At 46.2% G+C, this 346-nt stretch carries 1 protein-coding gene; it reads left to right on the top strand.

The window, feature by feature from the left end:
* Positions 1 to 346 (top strand): N-6 DNA methylase (locus EIK80_RS26820; protein ID WP_148099129.1); only part of this gene is annotated, 346 nt, incomplete at both ends.

The raw sequence follows: 346 nt of genomic DNA, 5'->3' as shown, positions 1-346 counted from the left end.
AGGATGGCAAGGCTGATCTCTTTGCGGCATTCATTTATAGACTGTTTGAGTTGGTGCCTAAGCATGGGCAGCTTGGCTTCATGACTCCTTACGTGTGGATGTTCATATCTTCCTATGAGCAGATGCGTCAACGGATTATCCGACAGGAACACATCAGTTCATTGATTCAACTGGAATATTCCGGATTCGAAGGCGCCACCGTTCCAATCTGCACCTTTACTTTGGAAAAGGGATACAGCAGTAAGAAGAGCGCATTTGTTAGACTTAGCGATTTCGTAGGTGCAAAACAGCAAGGACCTCGTGCGTTGGAGATTATCGACGCACATAATAATGAGCAATCCGCGCA

Source organism: Caulobacter sp. 602-1, from assembly GCF_003931565.1.
GTDB lineage: Bacteria > Pseudomonadota > Alphaproteobacteria > Caulobacterales > Caulobacteraceae > Caulobacter.
Note: the sequence above shows the minus strand (reverse complement) of the source record. Positions and strands in the feature narration are given on the sequence as shown.